The 19495-nt window shown below is 67.2% G+C and carries 15 protein-coding genes and 2 pseudogenes; 10 read left to right on the forward strand and 7 right to left on the reverse strand.

Features of this window, described 5'->3' with window-relative positions; translation table 11 throughout:
* Window positions 1-21: 21 nt before the first annotated feature.
* Window positions 22-780 carry an SDR family oxidoreductase gene (locus AAH991_RS31295; protein ID WP_346229524.1) on the reverse strand — a complete coding sequence of 253 codons (759 nt, stop codon included), beginning with the start codon at window positions 778-780 and terminating at the stop codon, window positions 22-24.
* Window positions 781-992: 212 nt separating this feature from the next.
* Here AAH991_RS31295 and AAH991_RS31300 point away from each other — a divergent pair, with 212 nt between their 5' ends.
* From AAH991_RS31300 to AAH991_RS31320, 5 genes are all read left to right on the forward strand, one after another.
* The gene (locus AAH991_RS31300) at window positions 993-1223 is read left to right on the forward strand and encodes a DoxX family protein (RefSeq protein ID WP_346229525.1); all 231 of its coding nucleotides are present in this window, start codon (window positions 993-995) and stop codon (window positions 1221-1223) included.
* Window positions 1224-1237: 14 nt separating this feature from the next.
* Entirely contained in the window at window positions 1238-2245 is a 1008-nt protein-coding gene (locus tag AAH991_RS31305; RefSeq protein ID WP_346229526.1) for a PaaX family transcriptional regulator, read from the forward strand.
* 523 nt (window positions 2246-2768) lie between these two features.
* Window positions 2769-4061 (forward strand): ricin-type beta-trefoil lectin domain protein, encoded by a 1293-nt coding sequence (locus AAH991_RS31310; RefSeq protein ID WP_346229527.1) that lies wholly within the window; start codon window positions 2769-2771, stop codon window positions 4059-4061.
* Window positions 4062-4293: 232 nt separating this feature from the next.
* Window positions 4294-5622 carry an SWIM zinc finger family protein gene (locus AAH991_RS31315; RefSeq protein ID WP_346229528.1) on the forward strand — a complete coding sequence of 443 codons (1329 nt, stop codon included), beginning with the start codon at window positions 4294-4296 and terminating at the stop codon, window positions 5620-5622.
* Window positions 5619-8825 carry an amino acid adenylation domain-containing protein gene (locus AAH991_RS31320; RefSeq protein ID WP_346229529.1) on the forward strand — a complete coding sequence of 1069 codons (3207 nt, stop codon included), beginning with the start codon at window positions 5619-5621 and terminating at the stop codon, window positions 8823-8825. Before AAH991_RS31315 ends, AAH991_RS31320 begins: the two co-directional genes overlap by 4 nt.
* A gap of 179 nt (window positions 8826-9004) precedes the next feature.
* Here the strand turns inward: AAH991_RS31320 and AAH991_RS31325 are convergent, their stop codons facing one another.
* The 3 genes from AAH991_RS31325 to AAH991_RS31335 form a co-directional block, all read right to left on the reverse strand.
* The gene (locus AAH991_RS31325) at window positions 9005-9451 is read right to left on the reverse strand and encodes a CPCC family cysteine-rich protein (protein WP_346229530.1); all 447 of its coding nucleotides are present in this window, start codon (window positions 9449-9451) and stop codon (window positions 9005-9007) included.
* 176 nt (window positions 9452-9627) lie between these two features.
* Window positions 9628-9921 (reverse strand): hypothetical protein, encoded by a 294-nt coding sequence (locus AAH991_RS31330; protein ID WP_346229531.1) that lies wholly within the window; start codon window positions 9919-9921, stop codon window positions 9628-9630.
* A gap of 866 nt (window positions 9922-10787) precedes the next feature.
* Complete coding sequence (locus AAH991_RS31335; RefSeq protein ID WP_346229532.1) at window positions 10788-11480, reverse strand: hypothetical protein; 693 nt, start codon at window positions 11478-11480, stop codon at window positions 10788-10790.
* Window positions 11481-12132: 652 nt separating this feature from the next.
* Between AAH991_RS31335 and AAH991_RS31340 the strand changes: the two genes are divergently transcribed.
* Window positions 12133-12726, forward strand: coding sequence for a GIY-YIG nuclease family protein (locus AAH991_RS31340; RefSeq protein ID WP_346229533.1), 594 nt, complete (start codon window positions 12133-12135; stop codon window positions 12724-12726).
* 162 nt (window positions 12727-12888) lie between these two features.
* A complete protein-coding gene (locus AAH991_RS31345) occupies window positions 12889-13209 on the forward strand; it encodes a hypothetical protein (protein ID WP_346229534.1) in 321 nt (106 codons plus the stop codon).
* A 122-nt stretch (window positions 13210-13331) separates the two neighbouring features.
* Here the strand turns inward: AAH991_RS31345 and AAH991_RS31350 are convergent, their stop codons facing one another.
* From AAH991_RS31350 to AAH991_RS31360, 3 genes and pseudogenes are all read right to left on the reverse strand, one after another.
* Window positions 13332-13568, reverse strand: a complete 237-nt coding sequence (locus AAH991_RS31350; RefSeq protein WP_346229535.1) for a hypothetical protein — start codon at window positions 13566-13568, stop codon at window positions 13332-13334.
* A 118-nt stretch (window positions 13569-13686) separates the two neighbouring features.
* The gene (locus AAH991_RS31355; protein ID WP_346229536.1) at window positions 13687-14082 is read right to left on the reverse strand and encodes an SCO4402 family protein; all 396 of its coding nucleotides are present in this window, start codon (window positions 14080-14082) and stop codon (window positions 13687-13689) included.
* Window positions 14083-14155: 73 nt separating this feature from the next.
* Window positions 14156-15268 (reverse strand): annotated as a pseudogene (locus AAH991_RS31360) (IS110 family RNA-guided transposase).
* A 449-nt stretch (window positions 15269-15717) separates the two neighbouring features.
* Between AAH991_RS31360 and AAH991_RS31365 the strand changes: the two are divergent.
* The 3 genes and pseudogenes from AAH991_RS31365 (at window position 15718) to AAH991_RS31375 (ending at window position 19473) form a co-directional block, all read left to right on the forward strand.
* On the forward strand, window positions 15718-16257 hold the full coding sequence (locus AAH991_RS31365; RefSeq protein WP_346229537.1) for an SMI1/KNR4 family protein: 540 nt from the start codon (window positions 15718-15720) through the stop codon (window positions 16255-16257).
* A 291-nt stretch (window positions 16258-16548) separates the two neighbouring features.
* Window positions 16549-17808: pseudogene (locus AAH991_RS31370) on the forward strand (IS481 family transposase); the annotation flags it as partial.
* A 708-nt stretch (window positions 17809-18516) separates the two neighbouring features.
* The gene (locus tag AAH991_RS31375; protein ID WP_346229539.1) at window positions 18517-19473 is read left to right on the forward strand and encodes a hypothetical protein; all 957 of its coding nucleotides are present in this window, start codon (window positions 18517-18519) and stop codon (window positions 19471-19473) included.
* Window positions 19474-19495 lie beyond the last annotated feature (22 nt).

Genomic DNA, 19495 nt, shown 5'->3' on the forward strand with positions numbered 1-19495 from the left:
CACCCGTATGGATGGACTGGACTATTCGCCGGTGGCGGCGCGGTCGAGCCAGTCGTGGTAGCGGATCGCGCCGAGCGCGGCGCCGTCGTCGACGGGCACCAGCGACCGCTCGCTCAGCTCGCTGCCGAAGTAGCGCGCGTGCTGGTCGGTGACCACCTCGCGGGGGTCGCCCCAGGCGGCCAGCGCCTGACGGAAGAACTCGTCCATCCGGAACTGCTCGGGGCCGGCGATCTCGACCCTGCCGTTCAGAGGCGACCCCACCGCGGTCCGGCCGACCGCCTCGGCGACGTCGTCGCCCGCGATGGGCTGGAAGAGCACGGGCGCGATGTGCACCATGCCGTCCACAGTGGCCTCGTCGGCGATGCCACGGGCGAACTCGAAGAACTGGGTCGAGTGCACGAGCGAGAACGGGACTCCCGATTTCTCGATCAGCTGCTCCTGCGCGATCTTCGCCGCGAAGTAGCCGTTGTCCGGCATCCGCTCGGTTCCCACGATCGACACCGCGACGTGGTGACCCACGCCCGCCGCCGCCTCGGCCGCGAGCAGGTTGCGCGTGGAGGTCTCGAAGAACTCCAGCACCGCGGCCCGCTCGAACGACGGCGAGTTCGAGACGTCGACCACCACCTGCGCACCCGCCAGCACCTCGGCCAGTCCCTCGCCGGTCAGTGTGTTGACGCCGGTGTTCGGCGACGCCGCCACCGCCTCGTGCCCCTGCCTGCGCAGCGTGGTCACGAGCTTCGACCCGATCAGGCCGGTTCCGCCGACTACCGTGATCTTCATCGCGTTCCTCTCGGTCCGCCGGGCCGCACCGTCGCCGCCCGGTCGCCAGCTAAGACCGGACAGCCCTCGGGCTTGTGACGGCTGCCGTCGAATCGTTCTCCGACCGCTGATGGGTGCGGGTGGCTGCCGTCCGATCGTGACGGCGATCAGCACAACGCAGACGGCCGCGATCGCCCCGGCCACGCCGGCCTCGCCGGTCCAGGGCGTCGCGAGTGTTCGTCGTGCTGGTTCCGGCGAACGTCTACGCCGCGATCGAGGGCGTACCGCTGAACGGCGATCCGGCCACACCCTTGTGGCTCAGAATTCCGGAGCAGATTGTCTACATCACGATCGCTCTCTGGGCGACCAGGCCCGTCGGACCACCGAGGATCACCGCGCGGGGACGCCGGCCCTGTGGCCCGCCCAAACGAGTGGCGAGTGAAAACGCCAGTGGCACGCCGTGAGGCAAGCTGATGACGTGAGTGTCCATGTGCCTCCGGACGACGTCGGAGCCCCCCGGGCGCAGGCCGGCCCCAACCCGCAGCACCTGCTGACGACCCTGCTCGGTGAGTACCTCGACTCCTCGGACGCCGGCCTTCCGTCGATGGCGGTGGTCGCGATGCTCGGGGAGTTCGGCATCAGCGAGCCCAGCGCGCGGGCCGCGTTGTCCCGGCTGACCAAGCGTGGCCTGATAGCCGTGCGGGGATCCGGACGGCCGTCGGTGTACCACCTCACGCCACAGGCGATCGCCAGGCACCGTTCCCGGATGGATCACTTCCTGAGCTTCGGCGCGCGCCCGCCGCAGTGGACCGGCGAGTGGGTGACCGTCTGCTTCTCGATCCCCCAGTCTCGGCAGGCACAGTCTCGGCAGGCACAGTCCGACAAGGCGGAGTCTCGCCCAGCAGAGTCCGGTCAGGCCCCACGGCACGCGGTCCGCAAGGCGTTGGGGGCGCTGGGGTTCGCGCGGCTGTACGACAGCGTGTGGATCCGGCCCGGATCCGACACCGGTCCGGTGACCCGGGCGCTGCACGACATCCTGGACGACGTCGACGGTGGTCGATGGTCGGTGATGCACACCCGGTTCGACGAGGAGACCGGCCCGCATGGCCCGGCCGCCGCCTACGATCTGGCCGGCCTCGCCTCTGCTTACGAGGCGTTCATCGCGGAGTATTCGGATCTGCGGGCGGCCGTCCGGAATGGGGAGATCGACGCGAGCCGGGCGCTGGTGGCCCGGACCTCCGTCATGGATTCCTGGCGGAAGTTCCCGGACATCGATCCGAACCTTCCCGAGCATCTCCTACCGGCGCCATGGCCCCGCCAGGCCGCCAGGGACCTCATGCTGGAGATCCATTCGGCTCTGGGCTCGCTCGCCGAGGCGCGGCTCATCCAGGTCGTGACGCCGTACTGGCCGGACGCCGCTTCCTGGATCACCCACTTCAACGCGTCGGAGAACTCCCTTTCGGCCCCGGCCGGCGGGGACGGCTGAAGAAACTTTCACGCACTCGCGCGACCGCCCGGCCGCCGGAACGCGTCGCGCGACCGCCGCGGCGCGTCCGCTTCCGGCCGGCAGCCGGCCCACCGAGGGCCCTCGGAGTCTCCGGCAGGCCGGGCACTGTGACCTGCGCCGGAGCCGCCTCCACCCCGCTCCGTCCTCCCTGCTCGGGGCAGGGGAGCGGTCGCGACCATCCGAGGTCGACCTGCGCGCCCGGGCCCGAGTGCGTCAGGGGCGTGTCCTGTCCGCGGGGGCGCCGCTCGATGTGTCGCATGCGGTCGCTTGACACTTTTCGTGACCGTGTTGATATTAACTGCACGCTGCTCTCATCGGCGCGTTTCGCCTGGCGCGGGCGCGATTCGCAGCCGATAGTCCGCCATATCGATCCCCCAGATTCGGTCGGCGCCGACCAGCCTGGCCACGGTGGCAGTCCTGTGCCGTCGCCGGGCTCCGTCGGCGTGCGCCGCGTATTCCACATCCGGCACAGAGCGCCGTCGTGACACCTTCGGAGGGCGAAATGAGAAAACGCTCGATCATCAGCGCAGTACTGGCGGCCGCGATGGCCCCGGTCTGCGCCGGGGTAGTGGCGCTCACGACCACACCGGCCTCCGCGGCGGTCGGCGGCTCGGGCCCCTACCCCGCTGATTACGAGACCTCGGCCAGCCTGCCCAATCACACCATTTACCGGCCCGGAACCCTTCCGTCCGAGAAGCTCCCCATTTTCGTCTGGGGCAACGGAGGCTGCTCCGCCAACGGGACGGGGCAGCTGAACTTCCTCCGCGAGATCGCGTCGCACGGGTTCCTGGTCATCGCCAGCGGCAGCCCGAACGGCTCCGGTTCGACGACGTCCCAGATGCTCACGCAGTCCATCGATTGGGCGGTCGCGGAGAACAGCCGCCAGGGCAGCAAATACAACGGCAGGCTCGACACCGGCAAGATCGCTGTAGGGGGCTGGTCCTGCGGAGGGCTGGAGGCCTACGCCGTCTCCAACGACTCACGGGTCACCACGACGACCATCTTCAGCAGCGGGTTGCTGAACGACTCCGACGACTACCAGCTCCGCCGGCTGACGAAGCCGATCGCCTACTTCATCGGCGGGCCCAGCGACATCGCCTACCCGAACGCCATGGACGACTGGGGCAAGTTGCCGGCCGGGCTGCCCGCGTTCATGGGCAATCTGAACGTCGGACACGGCGGCACCTACGACCAGACCAACGGCGGCGAGTTCGGCCGCGTGGCGGTGCTGTACCTCAAGTGGCGGCTCAAGGGCGACACGACGGCCGGCGCCAACTTCGTCGGCCCCAACTGCGGCCTGTGCAACACCCAGTGGCAGGTCCAGCAGAAGAACCTCACGCTCGACGGCGGCACCTCGTCCCCCAGCCCGGGGGTGACACCCAGCCCGACCGTGACTCCCACCTCCGGTGGTGGCAGCGGGCCGATCAGGGGGACGGCCTCCGGCCGGTGCCTGGACGTGCCCGGCGCGAGCACCTCGGACGGCACGCAGGTGCAGCTGTGGGACTGCAACGGCCAGACCAACCAGACCTGGGCGTCCACCTCCGCCGGTGAGATCCGGGTGTACGGCAACAAGTGCCTCGACGCGGCCGGCACCGGCAACGGCGCCAAGGTCCAGATCTACTCCTGCTGGGGCGGCGACAACCAGAAGTGGCGCGTCAACTCCGACGGCAGCATCCAGGGCGTCCAGTCCGGGCTGTGCCTGGACGCCACCGGAGCCGGCACCGCCAACGGCACCAAGATCCAGCTCTACTCCTGCCACGGCGGCACCAACCAGAAGTGGGCCTGGAACCGATAGCCCGCACCCGTGGCCCGCGGTGCGGAACACCACTCCGCACCGCAGGTCACGACCCGGCAACCCGCACCCGCTGATCCATGGATGACACAGGCGCACGCCACGGATCCCCGCCGCGGCGTCGGGACGCTGTGGCCCGGCGCAAGGCCCCATCCGGACACCCCGCGAAACGTCAGGATGCCTGGCAGCTTCGGAGCACGGCTGATTGTCGGTGGGGCGATCTAGTGTCCCGGCCATGACTTCAGCGACGCAGGCGTACACGTACGCCGCGCCTTCCTCCCTTGTCGACGGTCGTCTCGGATTGGCGACCTCCGGCGGGCGGGCCCTGTCCGGTCCGGCCGTGGCCCCCCGGTTCTTCAGCGGCGTGGTGACCCAGGCGGCCCCCGCCGCGGCGGCCCTGCTCGGCGTGGCCGATGTGGCGCTGGCCCGCTATCACCAGCCGCAGGCGCGGCCCGGCTGGGTGCGCGACCCGGTGGTGACATGCAACGGAGACCGGCTGCGGTTCGAGTCGTTCTCGGCCTGCGGCGGCGTGTACGCCCGGCTTGATCTGCTGAACGGCGCGCTCGACGGCGAGGTGTTCGACCGGGGCACGACCAACGTCGACGTCAACGCACCGCTCCGGGAGGCGCTGGCGCGCATCGGCGCGCGTGACCCGTTGCACCTGGGGGTGGGCCTCGACGAGCTGGTCGTGACCACGATGGACGGCGCGGTGGTGGAGAAGAAGGTGCCGCTGCCCGAGCGGTGGCTACGCGGCTTCGCCGAGGTGCAGGTCATCGCCTCGGGCATGGACCAGCGCGGTGAGCTGACCGGAATGGCGGCGGTGCGGTTCCTGCGCGGGCTGCCCAAGAAGGGCACGGTGTGGGTGTCACAGGCGGGGCGTGAGCTGAAGGTCTCCGACCGTCAGGTTCCGGGCTCGGTCCGGCTCGCCGGCCCCAACCGGCTCGGCACCCTCCTGCCGTTGCTGCGCTTCGCGAAGTCCCTCCGCGTCTACGGGCCGGCCGACGCCGCCTCCAGCGCCTGGGAGCTGGAGCTGCCGGGCATGCGCTACACGCTCACCCTCTCGCCCGAGCGCTGGCGCGGCTTCTCCGGGGAGGGCGCGGTCCTCGACGACCTGGCCACCGACGAGGCCGAGAACGACGCCGACGTGGTGGGCATGCTCCTCAACTTCGAGCCCGAGGTCGAGATCGGCCTGCTGGCCGACCGCGCGGGCATCCCCGCCGACCGGGTGCGGGCCGCGCTGACGCAGCTGGGCGTCGCCGGCCGGGTCGGCTACGACCTGGCGGAGGCCGCCCACTTCCACCGTGAGCTGCCCTATGACAAGGACAACGTGATCCTGCTCAACCCCCGGCTGGCCAAGGCGCGCAAGCTCGTCGACGCGGGCGCGGTGCACCTCGAAGGCGAGTCGGCCACCGTCCACACCTCGGGCGGCGCGCGCCGGGTCTCGCTGGCCGACGGCTCCTGCACCTGTGAATGGTGGTGGGACCATCGCGGCTCCCGTGGCCCGTGCAAACACGTGCTGGCCGCCCGGATCGTCGCCAGCGCCGCCGTGGAGGTCTCCCGATGACTGTCTGGACGGAGATCCGCGATCTGGTGAGTGGCAACCAGGTCACCCGCCTGGCCGACCGGCTGGTCACGCTCACCGAGGAGGAGCGCGCAGAACTCGGTGGGCGCTTGCCCGGCCTCGTCAAGGAGCTGCGCCACGCCCACACCGAGCGGGTGCGCGCCCAGCATCCCGACGACTTCGAGGAGATGGCCTTCTGGGAGGTCGGCGACCTGCTCGACAAACTGGCCGGCCCGCTGCTGCTGACCGGTGTCGGCGTGATCACGAGCCCGGCGGCCGCCGTGAAATGGATGACCGGCCGCGACGTCAACCGCCGCTGGGCCCCGGACCTCAACGTCGCCCAGGTGTGCCGGGTGGCGGCCACCCGGCCCTCGGAGTGGCGCCGAGATGTCGCGGTCCGGCTGGCCCAGAGGGTTCGCCGTCCCACCGACCGCATCGCGCCGCTGGCCGTGGCGCTGCTGCGCGAGTCGGGGGCCGTCCCGCCCGACCACGACCCGCTGGTGGCCGCCTGGCTGGCCGCGCCGAATGTGGCCGGTGACCCGCTGACCCCCGTGCTGCTGCCTCGTGTCTTCACCGCCGACGGCGCGGGCCGCGCTCTCCGCGACGAGCGGCTCGATCCCCGGCCGACCCGCTGGCTGGCCGCCGCCGCCCGCGAACTACCACGGGAGCAGGTGCTCGACGGCTGCGTGAGCCGTTTCCTGCGCGGCGGCGAGGCGCAGGACCTGCGCTTCTTCGTCCGGCTGCACACGCTCCTCGATCCCACGCCCGCGGAGTCCGCGCCCCGCCTGCGCGATTACCTGCGGTTGTTGCCCTCGGCTCCGGGCACGGTCGCCGAGCTGGCCGCCGGGCAGGTGCGCGGGGCGATGCCGCTGGACCACGCCGACCTGGTCGAGGCGGTCGACGCGCTCACCTTCCGGGACGAGGCGAAGCTCGCCGCCACGGGCCTGCGCTGGCTCGACCAGGCGATCCGGGCCACGCCCGGGGCGGCCGCCGATTTCGTGAACGCGCTGGCCACGGCGTACGCGCACAAGTCCTTCGACGTGCGCGGCCGCGCGGTCGAGCTGACCCTGAAATACGCGGGCCTGTTCGCTGACCACGCCGAGGCGATCCTCGACGGCGCCCGGCACCTCCCCGCCGACCTGGCCGCGAAGCTGGCCGAGCAGTTCGGCGGGGAGGCCCCGGTCGAGGAAGTGCCGGAGCAGAAGGACTTCCCGCCGCTGCCCGAGCTGCCGGAGGCGCGGCGGTTCCCCGAGCCGTCGATCTTCCCCGGCTACCACCAGGAGCGCTGGGTCGGGCAGGAGCGCTGGCTGGCGGCCTTCGTCGCCGGTATCGCCGACGACCGGGAGGAACTGCGCCGCAAGCTCAAGCCCCACGTCGAGCAGGACCATGGCTACTGGCGGTCCAGGGACGTGCGCGTCGACCCCGGCGACTGGCAGTCGGCGCTGTCCGCCGAGCTCGTCACTCCCGGCAGCGTGCCGGAGCTGCCGCCGAGAGGGCCGGAGAAGTTCTGGGACGACGCGAACCACTCCGTCAGAGTGCGGACCCTCACCCGTGGCGAGGAGCCCGAGCCGGAACGGTCGCCCCGGCGAATCATGGTGGGCGGCTTCTACCGGCCTGGCCGCTACCTCGACGACGACACTCCGCTGCGCGCCTTCTTCATCACCTGGACCAGCGACTACGGCCCGGACGGAGCGGTGGCCCGCGAGGGCGACCGGCAGATCCCCTTCGCCGGGGGCCGGATCCACCTGAACGGCTCCCCGACCGATGTCGCGCAACCGTGGCATCACGGCGCCGAGGAGGAGGACGAGGAGGCCTGGGACGACGAACTGCCGGATCGCCCCCATCCGGTGCGGACGAGACCCGGCGTCCTGTACGACGACTCCGCCGAGGCCATGCCGTCCTTCATCCTCGACCTCGCCTACGAGCGCATGGCCGAGCTCGGCGTGAACCCTGTCCGGATCGAGGCGATGCGGAGGGGGGAGCAGGTGCCCCCGCCGGACCCGGGCGAGCCGCTCGTGGAGGTGACCGTCGTCTTCGTCCCGCCCCGGCTGCGTTCCTTCATGCCCAAGGAGCTGCCCGAGCACGACGAGTGGCGGCGGCGCAACCAGCTGCCCCACCCCAATCGAGTCTCCCCGCCCCACGACTTCCTGCTGCACCGCTACGCGGAACTCGCCGAGGCCCTCCGCAACGGCACCCTGCCGCCGGTGCTGCTGGCCACACCGACCTGGATGAGCGGCCACCTCGACCCGGACGTGCTGATCGACCGGCTGGAGACCTGCGCCGCCGCCGGGGTGGAGTCACTCCCGGCCGACCTGGCGCAGGCGCTGCTGCGGCTACCGCGGGGGTGTCACCCGGCCGCGGCCGACCGGGCAGCCAAGGTCGACTCGGCGGCGGCGCGCTCGGCCGCCCGCTGGCTCGCCGGCGACGGCATGGCCGACCCCGAGTGCGGCCACGTGTGGCGGCACATGGTCAACGCGTCCATGGTCGACTTCGGCGACGGCGAACCGGAACACTTCACCGAGGTCAGACTGCAGCCCGTGCTGCGCGTGACGGCCCCGACCGGTCACCGGTTGATCGACGAGGTGCTGCTGCGCGAGCCGTTCGACTGGGTGGTCGACGAGTCCGGCGGCACGCTCGGGGCATGGCCCGCCATGCTGCCCTCGCATCGCGAGGTCACGGCCGTCAACTTCCTGCCGTTCCTGTTGCGCGATCACTGGGGCATGCGGGTGACTCCCTCGGACATCGCCGGCCTGGAGATCGCACAGGGCCCCATGGGCGAGTCCACCGCGGTGATCCTCGCCTTCCTCCTGACCGCCGGCATGCCCGACATGATCCCGCTGGTCCTGCGCATGGCCGCCAGGGGTGAGCTGCCGGCCGAGGCGATCGGCCACCAGCTCGCGCTGGTGCTGCGCCGCACCTGGCGGGAGACCCGTCCCGCCATCGCGGCACTGACCGAGCTGGCCGAGGCTGGCGGCCACCACGAGGTGTGGCGCATCCTGCGCGGCCTGCTCCCTGGGATGCTGCCGGGCGAGGGGAAGCGCATCACCGTGACGCACACCGAACTCGTCGCCTTCGCCGCCGACGTGGCACGCTGGACCGGCGCGCGCGGGGAGATCCCGGTCATCGGCGAGTTCGCGCGGAGCCGCAGGACGACGCGCTTCGTCCACGAGTGCAAGCGCCTCCACGCCCAGCTCACCGGCACATGATGATTGCGCACGACATCCGTACCGAGATCAGGATGTAGTGCGCCGACGCTCTCGAGGAATGACGGGGGATTGCCCGCGCACTCGGCGCGATCACTTCTGAATGCCCCTGACCTGCGTCATCGCAGGTCAGGGGCTGAAGGGGCGCCGGTCTGCGGAGTGGCGGTCATGGCCTGAGTGCTTCAGTCCGGTTCGCGGCCAGGCGGCGCTGGGTCTGTGCCGGCGGGGAGTTCCGCGCACTGTGGGGGACGTACATAGGGGAGGACACGCTCTCTGCAGGCGCCGATCTGCCGGAAGTTGAGCCGGGCCTGGGTGAGGCTCAGTCCGTAGTTGGGGCCGCCGCGCCGGATGTCGTCGGCATCGTGGTCGTCCTGCCCGTCGTCCTCCCAGAAGCACACGGGGCAGATCTGGTACCAGCCGCGCGAATCGAGGGTCAGGTATCCGCAGCAGGGACAGGCGTGAGGACCGCTTCCCTCCGGCGCGTGTACCGAGCGGTTGGTGGCGACTTCGACGTACTCCTCGAACACCTCAATTCCCCGCTGGACTTCCTCGGGTGTTCGTTCACGTCGTTCACGAGCAGAAATGACCCCTCCTGAGGTCCATCGAGTGATGAGGTAATCCGAGAGCAAGCAAGAAGGATTGCCGACGCCGCAACAGGCCGGCTTGAGGCGCTGAGAGATCAGGCTTCGTAGAAGCTCGGCCCATCATGGTTTCGATCAGGCCGATGCACCTCAGGGCTCGTGCGTGATCCAATCTGAACCGCCCCGTACCATCCGGAACTGCGGCCAGGAGTGCTACTCAGTGACTAGAGCGCTCTCAATGCCACCGCGAGATCGTCGCCGTACGAGGACCAACAAGAGACGGCACCCGAGTCGTCGATCTGCCCCATGAGGTAATCGCCATCGCGAGCGTCACGGGCCAGACACAGGTCTCCGATCTGAATGATCAGGGAGACGGGAACTTTCTCCAGGTCACCTGAAGGGGCGTGCAAGAAGACTGGCCTATCAAGTGGCAATAACTTGGCGGAACCGGCAACGGCCACCTCGGCGACGCGCGTCAATGTCCACCCTTCGGGAAGCTGCCCGACATCATGACTCATCGGACGATGGTAATTCGCGGAATCGTACGAACAACCCCCCCGTTGGCCGGCCCGCTCGGCGGCTTCCGGCGCGTGGGCTCCTGGTTCAGCCATACCGAGACGGCCGCATGGCGCAGGTCATACGGCCGAGCCTCTGCTCAGTAGCCCGCCATGCGCTGGTGCCACCATGCGTCGAACTGCCAGGGAAGCAGTTGGTAAGGATGAGGTTCGGGAAGGGTGCGCCTGCGGTATTCCTCGTCAAGGCGGTGCACCAGCCGTACGAGCTCGCGACGAGCTGCGGGCGGCAGCCGACGTAGTACGAGTTCCAGGTTGTCACGCGCCTCTGCGGGATCACAGCATGGACACTGATACGGCGAGAGATACAGGGTGCGGCCCCGGCGTCGCAGGAAGCTCTTGTATTGGTCGAGAGATTGAGCGACGAAGCCCGTCCCGAGTCCTTGAGCCTCCAGCCGCGCGATTGCCGCGAGAGTCCGGCTGGACATGCCGGGAATCTGACGAGCTGACCGGTCCCGTCTTTGGGCTGCTGTTTGATAAGCGCGGATGGCGCCGGGCGGCCTACGCGGCATCGCCCTTTCTGATCGTCATGATTGGCATAGTTTCATACCTCGACTCCGCGAACCACCCTGAACCGCGCCGACGAAATCGACGAGCGCCGAGAAATTTCTGCCAAGCCTGCAGTGCAGGCATGGCCGCGACCCTACTCGTAGATCCTTGCCGCTCCCAGCGCGTTGGCGAAAACGACCAGGAGGCATCGTCAGGGGCGGGCCGAATTCCTCCTCCAACCTTGTCACGAGTCGTGCAAGCTCTGCGCGTTCAAAAGCCGGCAGGCGTCGGAGCGTGTACTCCAGAGCGTCTCGGTCTTGAATCTAGGTAGGAGTCGTCCCGCGCATACCCGGCAGGTGAAACATCGCGGCCAGTTCGTCGGCACGTTCGGCAACGTTTCGAAATCCGTCGACCCGCAGGACCGGCAAGTCGAGTTCGCGGGCTTGGCGTCGTACTTCTTCATCCCAGAGTTCGTCGCGGGCCAGTCGCTTGGCGAACGCTTCGGCATGGTCACTGCTTCCCCAGTTGGCCCGTGCTCTGGCTGGGTCGGCGAATCGGGTGCCCAATGCATTGCGGCGGAATTCGGGTGTCGGCAGCAGAAAGGCGGCGTGCTCACGGCGCGTCAGTAGAGGGGCGACGTCTCGGGGCAGGGTGCGGAAGTCGTCGACGAGTACGGGACGGTCTGTGGGCAGGGTAAGCAGGTCTTCGATGACGAATCCGAATGTCTCGCCGTGCAGGCTGGGCATGGCCTGGAAGATCTCATCGGCGGTGCGTCCTGTCCATCTCTGCTCCAGAGGCGTTCGCAGCAATGCGGATAGGTAGGGCTGTCGCTGCGGGGTGCACCGGTTGACGTATCCCCGTTCGGCGCGGTCGCCGTCGTACACGAGCAGGTCGTGCCGTTCCGCCAAGGACTGAGCGAGGGTGCTCTTGCCGGCGCCGGTACCGCCGGCAATCCAGCGGACATGCGCGAGTCGACGAACGAGATCAGCAGGCGTGTGCTGGCCGAGGAGACTCATGCCCGGCAGTCTCACAAGCTTGAGCAGGCAGAAACAGTCTTGTACTTGAATCACGCGGCGGTGATGATCGAAGGAGAGGGCCGATGTCCTACATCGTGCGATCGCGCGCCCAGGACAGCCCCGGGTCATGAAAGCCGGCGCCACGTCTTCACGCCCGAGCAGGTCGCTCCGCCCCTGGCGGCCCGGCCGTACAGTCTGCGGCACGCGGCCGTGTCCCTTTGACCGAGCGCGAGTGTCCACGCTCCGGAAGCCCGCCGATCGGGCCGGTCACGGGTAGACGTCATGGCGCGACCTGGGACGAGGTGACCGACATCATCCCGACAGGCGGCGGCTCTCGGCGGCGTACGGCCGCATCGCGATCACAGTGCGATCAAGCAGAAGCCCAGGCCAAGGGCCAAAGAGGCGGGGGAGAGGAGCGCGCCCTGAGGGATTCGAACCCCCGACCGTCGGATTAGAAGTGGATGATCCCTTGTACTGCCGACACGGCTGTTGACCTGCGCCGGAGCAATGCTGATCTTTCTGGGAGCCGTAGATCATCCCGCGTATATCCCGTAGCGGGCGTTACACATATTCTTTATTCCTAGGTCTCCAACGATCCATAGGATCGCTCGGAACCGTCCGCGCTGCTGTCGAGATAGGTGGGAGCTTGCCTGTGGCACCGGAGGAAGCTCTGCTCAATCCCGTCCGGCTCTACAAGGCCGAGGAGATCCGCTCACGGGACTGCCCTATACCGGCGGCCGCTGGTGTCTATGCCTGGTACTTCACGTCGCCACCACCTAATGTGCCGCTTGAAGGCTGCCATGAGCGGGACGGTGCAGTGCTCCTCTACGTTGGCATTTCGCCGAAGGCGCCGCCTATGAACGGACGTGCTCCGAGCCGGCAGACCATCCGAAGCAGGGTCCGCTACCACTATCGCGGCAACGCGGAAGGTTCAACCCTCCGCCTCACCCTCGGCTGTCTTCTCGCGGATGAACTAGGGATCGGCCTGCGCCGGGTGGGCAGCGGCAAGCGCATGCACTTCGGCTACGAGGGGGAGGCCCAGCTCACCGACTGGATGGGTCTGCATGCCCAGGTCGTGTGGACCGTCGCCGATAGTCCCTGGAGGCTTGAAGAGGAGCTGATCCAATCGTTGGTGCTGCCACTCAATCTCGACCAGAACCTACATAGCCCCTTTCATCAGAAGCTCTCCACGCTTCGTGCCGAACAACGGGCACTCGCCCGGTCGCTACCGATAGAACGAGGGTGATGAGACTGCTGCCCCGAACCTTCTGACGATCCGTAGATCCAGCCATGTCCGGTGGTTCCCGCCCGGCTGCGAGGGGCGTCGGAGTAGAAGTGGATGCAGAGGCCACAGGGCCAGTGAGCTGCTCCGAGAGGAGTACCTGAGTGGCAGACAACGGATTGAGAGGTGTGGGAGAAGATGAGCACTCGTAGGAGGAGGGGTCGTGTTGGTGACCACTGGACAGATTACCTAAAAGGCTGGCACATCTTTGCCATCTGGATGGCGATTGTGGTCGTTGCCCCGATCGCTTTTATAATCATAGGAAAAGAGCTCAGCCTGGATCAGGCGCTCGCTTTGATCTTTATTGGGGTATGTATAATTGCTTTCATGGCCTTCTTTGGCAGCATGTCGTCCAATTGGAACAAGACCGCCGTGGAAGAAAACCGAGAGTTTTGGGCCAGGCTCGACTCTAGGACGACGAATTGCGACGATAAAACTGACGACTGAATACGCGTGTACGCCTTTCTCTTACCTGATCTCCCTAGGGCGAGGGGCCGGTCACGAGTGACTGTGGTTGCCCCCTCGTCACCCTGTCTTAATAACACGACGATCACCAATGACCTGCGGATCTACCACTCCTTGCCTTCGGCCCGGCCTTGGTCTTTCATCACGTCGATCGCAGCACCGATCGCGTGCAGCACCTTGCGGGCTTGCTCGCGATCGACACCCATACGGGTCTGGAAGTCCCACTCATCGAGGTGGACGCCGTTGCAGATCTCGTTGAGGGCGTTGTTGATAGCGAGAACGTCTTCCCGCCCGAGGATGAGCGCGATCACATCGGGTGTTGCTCTGATGATCTCCATCATCACATTCTGCAGAAGAGAGGGCACCAGCCCAGCCCTCGCCCCTGCCTGACGCTCCTATGTGCAAGGGGTCTGGTGGCTCGTTACCTCGTTGTTGCCTTGGGTCCGTTCGGGGAGGCCGTTACGAGTTCTCCTTGTCCGGCGACAGAACCTGGAGGGCCGCATTGGCCGCGTGAAGGACGCTGATCCATGCGGGATGGTCGAGGTAGGCGTGGTCCGGGGCGGTGGGGCCAAGGTCATCGAGAACGCGAAGGAGGGCGTCAACCACGAGTTGCACGCGGTCGGCTTCTTGCTCATCCCGGAAGAGTTGGGGGATCAGTGCTCGTGCGCCGGCTTGGTCGATGAAAGTGTCGTCGATTAGCCAGTGAACGGCGGCGGTGAGGTCTGGCCACCCGTGTCCTGATCGCCAGTGTTGCTCTTGATAGTCGCGGTCGCTGAGGGCTTGTAACGCGTTCAGAACGTCTTCACGTTGCTCTGGCCACTGAACCCGCCGTGCCGCGGAGGCGTGTTCGTTCACGGCGCCACGCTACTGAGAGCTGGTACTGGTAGGGGAAGCCTGGCGATATGTGACAAGACACCTCCCCTGGGGTCTACTCCGTGCTGGCCGGTGTTTCCTGGTCCCGGTGTCTGTTGTGGTCGTCGATGAGGGCACGGTAGATCACGTCTGAAAGGTGCCGTTTCAGGACGCGAAGGCTGCCCTTCCCGGTATCCCTGGTGGTTTCTCGGCGTCGTTTGATCAGGGCGCGGGCGCCTTCGTGGCAACGAGCCTGGGTGATGGCGATGCGGTGCAATGTGGTGTTGAGTTGCCTGTTTCCGCCGCGGTTGAGGCGGTGATGGTCATCGTTGCCGCTTCAGACGGGGATCGGGGCGGTGCCGTTGTGCCGGGCGAATGCTGAGGAGTTCCGGAAGCGGGTGATGTCGCCGATCTCGCCGAGGAGTTTGGCGGCGGTCAGGACGTTGACTCCGACGATCGCCAGCAACCTGGGTACCCGGGCTTCGACCAGCGGCTTGAGCTCTTTGTGGATGGCGTCGATCTCGGTGCTGAGCGAATCGATGAGAGCGATCTGTGCCAATGCCACCCGTTGGGCGGTACTGGCCGGCAGCGCCTGCAACTGCGCGACGAGCTTGCGGCGGGTGGTGATCTGCTTGAGCTTTGTCACCGCGGCTGCGAGGTCGGGATTGAGGTCGTGGATCAGCCATAACACGCGGTTGATCAGCCTGGTGCGCTCGGCGATCAGCCCCTCGCGATGGTCGACCAGCAGCCGGATCGGGCGGGTGTGCTCGTCCAGACGCGCAGTCGGCAGGTCCGGCTCGCGTAGCGCCAGCCGGGCGATGGCCAGGGCATCGATCGGGTCGGATTTGCCGCGCTCGCGTCCGCTGCGTCGCTCTCCGGCTGTGCGGTTGGGCGGCACCGGGATCACGGTCTCGCCAGCGGCCAGTAGGTCGCGGACCAGCCCGCCTGAGACGTGCCGGACATCTTCTACCGCCCAAATACGCTGGTCGGGGGAGAGTTTTCGAGCCCAGGCCAACAGTTGGATGTGCCCTTCATCGCGGGCCCGCACGGTCCGCTCGCCCTTCTTGCGGCCGACCTCATCCACCGCGACAGCGGTGTGGGTGCGCTTGTGCGGGTCGATGCCGATCACCATCATCGATGCTTGTCTCCTCGAAGTAGGGGGACGGCATCCGGGCTGGTCGGCGGACATATCTCAGTCGAGGGAACTGCCAGGCTCCTATCAAGTCACGCTGCCAGACCCGGCGCATGCCGAGTTCCAGGCCGCCGTGGACAGGTCAGGCACAAGCCATTCATCGTCCGATGGCAGATCACCCCGGAGTCACCCGGCGACCTGGACCCGCGCCAGCGGGCACTACAAGCGTGACACTGAGATCACCCCGTCTGCCATCGACCCGCCCGAAGGGAAGCGGGCTAAGGCCGCCGGGTCCAGGTGGAGCGCCCTGCCGGACGAACGACCTGGACCCGGCGGCCTTGGTCTGCTCGGCTTGTCCCGGGTCGATGGCGGGCGGGGTGATCAGGCCCCTACCTCAGCCCGCTACGGCCAGAGATGATGGGCAGACCGTTGGTGATCACCCCGGAGCCGGAGTGCCTCCGCCGGAGGCATGGTTGTCCCGGCTGCGCCCCGCTACAGTCGCCGTCGTGGCTCAGGATCTATCACCCCTCGATCGGCTTACTGCCCTTGTTCCTCCGCCGGCCACGCCGGTGTTTGGCACCCGTGATTGGGATGAAGTTTTCGCTGACCTTGGGCTCCGGCTTCCGGCCGACTATGTCGCGTTCCTAGAGCGCTATGGAAGCTGTGACTTCGCTCGCTGGCTCAGCATCAAGGACGATCGGACGCTGACGCGCGAGCAGTGTGTTCTCGCGCCGGAGTGGATGGAACACTACCGGGACCTCAGGGAGGATTACCCCGAAGACTTCCCCCTGGCGATGTGGCCTGAGCCTGGGGGGTTCTTCCTGTGGGGCTCCACCATAGCTGGCGACTACCTCGGCTGGATGACAGTGGGCACGCCGGAGGAATGGCCTGTGGCGCTCATCATCCACAATTACGAGGAGCAGGAGCACTTGTTCAGGGAGACCATGACTGAATGGCTGGTCGGGTGGGCTTCGGGCGCGCGGTTCGACAGCAGTGGGTTCGCTCCTGGAGCTGAAGGTCACCCCCTGGTATGTGAACCGTGGTAGTAGGGCGACCCTCTCGTGCGCGGGCCGAGCACGGCGCACGCGAGAACGGCCTCCGGGCCGCACGCGCAGCGTGCGGCCGAGCGCAGGCCCGCGCGGCGGCGGCGCGGAGCGCCGCCCTTGATACCTGTGAGAACAATTCGGCAGGTTACGAGACCCGACTAGTGTCCTGTCCCGCGACATGCTTGACACATCAGTCCCAGGACATGTTTGACAGGTGCCGTTTTCGGTCGATCTTTCGTGCGTCGTTTGCGGATGGCGCGCGTCGGGAGGCCGGGATTGGCCCTGGTCGATTTGTCGGTTGTCGAGCAGCGTTATCGGGCGGTTTTGGCGGTCCTCGCCGGAGCGAGTGTGAGTGAGACCGCCGCTCAGGTTGGGGTGTCGCGGCAGACGATGCATTCCTGGCTGCGCCGGTATCGCGAATCTGGTTTGTCCGGGTTGGCTGACCGTTCCCGGCGTCCGAAGTCGTCGCCGTCGCAGTTATCGGCGGAGGTGGAGGCGGTGGTGTGTGAGCTGCGGCGTGAGCATCCGCGGTGGGGTCCGGTCCGTCTGGTGCACGAGGCAAAGCGCCTGGGGGTGGATCCGGTGCCGTCGCGGATGGCGGTGTATCGGGCGTTGGTGCGCCATGGCCTGGTGAATCCGCGGCAGCGGCGCAAGCGCCGGGAGGATTACCTGCGGTGGGAGCGGCCTGCGTCGATGCAGTTGTGGCAGATGGACATCGTCGGCGGGGTGTTCCTGGCCGACGGCACCGAGGCCAAAGTCGTCACCGGCGTCGACGACCACTCCCGCTACTGCGTCATCGCGCAGGTGGTAGCCCGTCCGACCGGGCGGGCGGTGTGCCTGGCCTTCGCGGCGGCGCTGCGGGCCTTCGGGGTGCCGCAGGAGGTGCTGACGGACAACGGCAAGCAGTTCACCGACCGGTTCGGCAAGGGCGGGGAGGTGCTGTTCGACCGGATCTGCCGCGACAACGGCATCACGCACCGGCTGACCCAGCCGCGCTCGCCGACCACGACGGGGAAGGTCGAGCGGTTTCATCAGACGCTGCGCCGCGAGCTGCTCGATGACGCGGTGCCGTTTGAGGACCTGGCGGCGGCGCAGGCCGCGGTGGACGCCCGGGTGGTCGAGTACAACACCCGGCGACCGCATCAGGCGATCGGCATGGCCTGCCCGGCCGAGCGGTTCACGCCCACGGCCGATCCCCGGGAGGAGCTGTTGCCGCTGCGGCTGCCCGGCGCGCTCAAGGCGATCGACGGCCAGGCCGCCCCGCCGCAGCCAGCACCAGCACCAGCACCGGAGGTTCCCGCGCCGACGCAGGTCCCCGATCGGCGGGACGCGCCTGCGATCGCCGACCAGGAGCCGGTCAGGGCGTGGTCGGGCGGGCCGGTGGAGTTCGACCGCGTCGTCCCGGCCAGCGGGAACATGTTCGTGGCGGGACGCCAGTTCTGGCTGGGCCCCGACCGGGCCGGGGTGATGGTGACGTTCTGGGCCGACACCGACGTCATCCACCTCCTGGTTGCCGGGGTCCGGCTGAAGAGCTTCCGCTCCCACCTGTCCAACGCCGACCTGGCCAAACTCGCCGCGAACGGGGGCCGTGCGGCGGGGCCGGCGCCGCTGCCGCCCGCCGAGCCGGGCACGGCGGTGGAGGTCGACCGGACCGTCAGCCGATCGGGCACGGTCAGCCTGGCCGGACGCGTCGTGCTGGCCGCCGAGATCCTCAACGGCCGCCGCGTGACCGTCCGGATCGAGGAACACACCCTGATGTTCTTCGACCCGCAGACCCGCGAGCTGCTGCGCACCCGGCCCAACCCGATCAGCTGGGACCGGATGCGGCACCTTCGCGACGCCCGCCCGGCCGGGCCGCCACCGAGGCCCTCGGCCGAGCCGGTCACCGTGCAGCGGGTGGCCAGCAACAGCGGCGTCATCATGGTCGTCGGGCAGAAGGTCGCCCTCGGCCGCATCCACGCCCGCGCCATCGTCACCGTGCACGTCAGCGACACCACATTGACCGTCGAACTGCCCGACGACACCCGCGTGGTCCGCCGCACCACCACCCAGCCCGTCCGCAGTATCAAAGCGGCCCGGCCCCGCAAGGCCGGTCATGTTTCCTAGGGTGCCCGTCAAGCATGTGGTGGGACAGAACTGTCAATCATGTCGTGGGACTAGACAACGAGACCCGACTAGGCTCAGTTAGGTTTGGGTGTCACGCCGGACGTTGACAGCAGTAACTGAGCCAGAGAGCTAGCTTGGGAAGCAGGGGATTTCGTGTCAGAGAACGAGATCGAGTCGATACTGAATTGGCTAAACCGGAGCGGTTATCCGCTTGAAATGAGGGCGGCCCGTCAACTTTATCTAGCTCAAGCGGAGACAAGTGTTTCTGTCCGCTACAGGGATCCCATTGAGCGCACATATCGCGAAGTAGACATTGTGGCTACGTGGAACATAGAAGCCTCAGAAGGGAATGGAAAGCGCACTAAGGCAAAGGTTACATTCGTTATTGAATGTAAATCTACAGGAATACCGTGGGTAATGTTCGCGTACGACCGAGAAAGTAATCTTGAAGAAAACTACGACGAAAGCCTGGTGATCCATGATCTCCCTAACAACCTCGGCGAGTTCGAGACTCTATCGGCAGCGCATGCCGCCTATGAACGCCTCTCATTGTTTTCCCGATTCAGGCACCTCGGGTATGCGATTGCAGAAAAAAGGGATCCCGAGAAAGGGAAGGGAGGGCGTGATGCGGCTTATGACGGATCCCGACAGGCGGCATCTGCTGCATTAGGTTTATTGCAAGCTACTGCAGATGTGCCGCACATATTTGTTCCAATACTCTTAACTAATAGTCCGCTCTATATCTGCTCGCTCGATTCGGATGCCGCTCTCCAGATTACGCAGACTGATTCGTGTGCTGTAATGGTAGACCTAGATGAGAGCCTGGGATCCCCGGTGTGCGTTGCACAATCCGACGTACTCCCTGCGTTAATACAGGACGTACGGCAAGCTATTTCCTCCTATGAGGGTAATATCGGCGTCCTTACTGAGGCCTGGGAGCCGAAAGCTCTCAGTGACTTTAAGCCTCCGTCTGTCTCGGGGCGAACGACCCCACCGCTTATTTATGTGCGAAGACTAATTGAAGCTGTCAACGATGTATTGGATGAACGCCGTGAGGAGAAAGAGCTACATGAGGTGGCTGGGGATGAGGCGACGCCACGAGATGAATAGTATCGCAGGCGTCACGGGCTCT

It is taken from the genome of Microbispora sp. ZYX-F-249 (assembly GCF_039649665.1).
GTDB lineage: Bacteria > Actinomycetota > Actinomycetes > Streptosporangiales > Streptosporangiaceae > Microbispora > Microbispora maris.